Annotated in this window: 1 pseudogene; it reads right to left on the bottom strand. The window is 34.7% G+C overall.

From position 1 onward, the window contains the following. Window positions 1-60: 60 nt before the first annotated feature. Window positions 61-524: pseudogene (gene tnpA / locus O3658_RS10635) on the bottom strand (IS200/IS605 family transposase). Window positions 525-551: the final 27 nt, after the last annotated feature.

Here is a 551-nt window from a genome sequence, read left to right as displayed (position 1 = left end):
CACGTTGTTCAAGCCTTATTGCATTTGACTCGTCACAAGCCTCTCAAAGAGGCAGATGTACTACTTGCCACTATCCCTAAAGGGATCTTCATATTCTTTTACACTCAACTTATCTAAAGCAATATCTTTTCGCTCTTGTTCCTGAATGTATTTCTTTATTGTGGCTTATTGAGGTCAACTGTACTCACATAATATCCCTCTACCCAAAAATGTCGATTTCCAAACTTATATTTCAGATTTGCGTGTTTATCGAACATCATTAGAGCGCTTTTACCTTTTAAATATCCCATGAAACTTGAAATACTAATTCTAGGTGGAATACTTACAAACATATGAACATGATCTGGCATTAAATGGCCCTCGATAATCTCAACACCTTTATAACTACATAATCTATGGAATATTTCTCCCAAACTACTTCGATATTGATTATAGATCTCTTTTCGTCTATACTTAGGGGTGAACACAATGTGATATTTACACATCCATTTTATGTGTGATAAACTATGTGCTTTTTGAGCCATATTTTTCTCCTTTCGCTTTACAATTGG

Source organism: Streptococcus sp. 27098_8_69, from assembly GCF_041432445.1.
Lineage (GTDB): Bacteria > Bacillota > Bacilli > Lactobacillales > Streptococcaceae > Streptococcus.
Note: the sequence above shows the minus strand (reverse complement) of the source record. Positions and strands in the feature narration are given on the sequence as shown.